At 64.8% G+C, this 2815-nt stretch carries 3 protein-coding genes; 1 reads left to right on the top strand and 2 read right to left on the bottom strand.

What is annotated here, in order from left to right:
* Positions 1–738 (bottom strand): cache domain-containing protein (locus EN991_RS30795; RefSeq protein ID WP_348630509.1); only part of this gene is annotated, 738 nt, incomplete at its 3' end.
* Between the two features lie 169 nt (positions 739–907).
* On the opposite strand from EN991_RS30795, the gene EN991_RS30790 reads away from it, so the two are divergent.
* Entirely contained in the window at positions 908–2236 is a 1329-nt protein-coding gene (locus tag EN991_RS30790; RefSeq protein WP_127370168.1) for a dicarboxylate/amino acid:cation symporter, read from the top strand.
* Positions 2237–2303: 67 nt separating this feature from the next.
* Here EN991_RS30790 and EN991_RS30785 read toward each other — a convergent pair.
* The coding region (locus EN991_RS30785; RefSeq protein ID WP_127370167.1) for an ROK family protein at positions 2304–2815 on the bottom strand (512 nt) is incomplete at its 5' end.

Genomic DNA, 2815 nt, shown 5'->3' with positions numbered 1-2815 from the left:
GACAAGGAAACCGCTGGAACGCCAATTTGCCTCGACGCCGTCGAGCTCGACCTTCAACACCGCAACGCCAAGCGGCTTGCCGTTATCGTCGACGCGGCTCGAAAGGTAGAGTCCCGGCCGTCCGCTGATCGTGCCGAGGCCATATTGGCTGGCAGCACCTTTCGCCATCGCCTCCTGAAAATAGTGCCGGAAATTATAGTCGATGCCGACAAAGCTGGTCGGTTCGCCGGCATTGCTGGCTGATATGGCGATGCCTGCCGTATCGATGACATAGATGGCGGAGGCCGAGGCATCGCCGGCAATCGCCTTGAGCTTGTCGTTGAGGGCCGCTTCTTGCATCTTCCCGGCCCGGCGCAGCGCGCCCCGCACAGCATCGTCGCGGGCCAGCACCAAGGGAACCAGGCGCTGCTTTTCGATTTCGCCGGTCAGCGTTCCCGCCGCCAGCGGCAGAGCGGCAAGTGCTGTGTCGCGCAGATTGTCGGCCGCCTGGCCGGAGGCGATGCGCCCGGCGATGGCGATCGCGCCAGCCAGGACGGCAAGGGCTGCGACCACGGCAAGCCAGCGGCCATCGCGCAGCCGGGCCACCGCCTCGCGCAGCAACTCACGGCCGGCAAACCCTTGGGATTCGCTATCGGTGCCTGCCTGCGGCGTCTGCCCTCTCCCTTTTCTTCGCGGCTTTCCGGTCAGTGTAATGCGAAAATCCGCCCAGGCAAACGCCACTTGTGCGGAAATCCGCACAAGTATTGTCCGCGCGACCTCTGACAAAGGCGGAAATCCGCGATTCCGGCCTTTCCCCGATCTGGCACGACGCTTGCAAAACTGCTTTCAGCGGCGTGCGACCGGAGCGCCGCGATGGGAGAAGTCACGCAGGCGATCCGTTTTCGCCCATCCGGCCAGGGAGAGTTCGATGCACATCGCAGACCAATCAGGCGCGCTTGCCGCGCAGCGCAAACCTTTCTATGCCCAACTCTACGTGCAGGTGCTCGTCGCGATCACCGTCGGCATCCTGCTCGGCCATTTCTATCCGTCGGTCGGCGAGAGCATGAAGCCGCTCGGCGACGCCTTCATCAAGCTGGTCAAGATGATCATCGCCCCGGTCATCTTCCTGACCGTGGCAACGGGCATTGCCGGCATGAGCGACCTGCAGAAGGTCGGGCGTGTTGCCGGCAAGGCGATGCTCTATTTCCTCACCTTTTCGACGTTGGCGCTGATCATCGGCCTTGTCGTCGCCAATGTCGTGCAGCCGGGCGCCGGCTTCAACATCGACCCGGCGACGCTCGACGCCTCGACCGTCAACACCTACGCCGCCAAGGCGCACGATCAGTCGGTCACCGGGTTCCTGATGAACATCATCCCGTCGACCATCGTCGGCGCCTTCGCCGACGGCGACATCCTGCAGGTGCTGTTCTTCTCGGTGCTGTTCGGCATCGCGCTGGCGCTGGTCGGCGACAAGGGCATGCCCGTGCTCAACTTCCTGCAGGCACTGACGACGCCGATCTTCAAGCTGGTCAGCGTGCTGATGAAGGCCGCCCCCATCGGTGCCTTCGGCGCCATGGCATTCACCATCGGCAAATACGGCATCGGCGCGGTCATCAATCTCGCCATGCTGGTCGGCACCTTCTACGTGACGTCGTTCCTGTTCGTGTTCATCGTGCTGGGTGCGGTCTGCCGCTACAACGGCTTCTCCATCCTGTCGCTGATCCGCTACATCAAGGAAGAGCTGCTTTTGGTGCTGGGCACCTCCTCGTCGGAGGCCGCCCTGCCCTCGCTGATGGAAAAGATGGAGAAGGCCGGCGCCAAGCGCTCGGTGGTCGGCCTGGTCATCCCGACCGGCTATTCCTTCAACCTCGACGGCACCAACATCTACATGACCTTGGCGGCGCTGTTCATCGCACAGGCGACCAACATCCACCTGTCGATGGGTGACCAGATCCTGCTGCTGCTGGTGGCCATGCTCTCGTCCAAGGGTGCCGCCGGCATCACCGGAGCGGGCTTCATCACCCTTGCCGCCACGCTGTCGGTGGTTCCGGCGGTGCCGGTCGCCGGTATGGCGCTGATCCTCGGCGTCGACCGCTTCATGTCGGAATGCCGGGCGCTGACCAACTTCGTTGGCAATGCCGTCGCCACGCTGGTGGTGGCGCGCTGGGAAGGCGAACTCGACGAGGCCAAGCTGGCGAGGGCGCTGGCGGGCACGGCTGACGACAGCCTGCCGGCGGATGTCGTCCCCGCCGAGTAACCACGTGTGGCTTATGCGTAAAAGGCCGGAGGCATGCTGCCTCCGGCCTTTGTCATGCAGTCGCACGTCAGACGGTGCCGATCTTGCTCAGTGGTGTGTCCGGATATGTGCTTGGGCCGACAGGCATGCGGGCTGCCAAAGTGCCCTCGTCGTCGAACAGCACAAGGCTGGCGGCGCCGACGAGCCCAGCATGGCGGCCGAGCTGTGCTGGAACGACCGGTACGTCGCGATAGGCGCGCATGGCCCGCTGCCTGATGGTTGCCTCGATGGTCGGCGCCATCAGGTCGAGCCCATTGGCGATGCCGCCGCCGACGACCAGCACATCGGGCGAATAGAGATGTAACAGGTTGGTGAAGCCGACGCCCAGCCAGCGGGCTTCCTCGTCCAGCAAGGCCGAGGCAAGATCGTCGCGCAGCCGTGCCGCCTCGACGACATGGCGGCCGGTCACCTCCGCATCCGCTGACAGGCGCCGCAAGGCAGAGCCGTCGCCGGCCGCCGTGGCGGCGCTGGCGCGGCGGCCGAGCGCGGTTCCCGAAGCGATGGCCTCGAAGCAGCCGATGACGCCGCACACGCAACGCT

Source organism: Mesorhizobium sp. M7A.F.Ca.US.005.03.2.1, from assembly GCF_003997795.1.
Classification (GTDB): Bacteria; Pseudomonadota; Alphaproteobacteria; order Rhizobiales; family Rhizobiaceae; genus Mesorhizobium; species Mesorhizobium ciceri.
Note: the sequence above shows the minus strand (reverse complement) of the source record. Positions and strands in the feature narration are given on the sequence as shown.

Coding starts and splice junctions, on each gene's coding strand:
- EN991_RS30790 (WP_127370168.1), top strand. CDS start 908: ATGCACATCGCAGACCAATCAGGCGCGCTTGCCGCGCAGCGCAAACCT.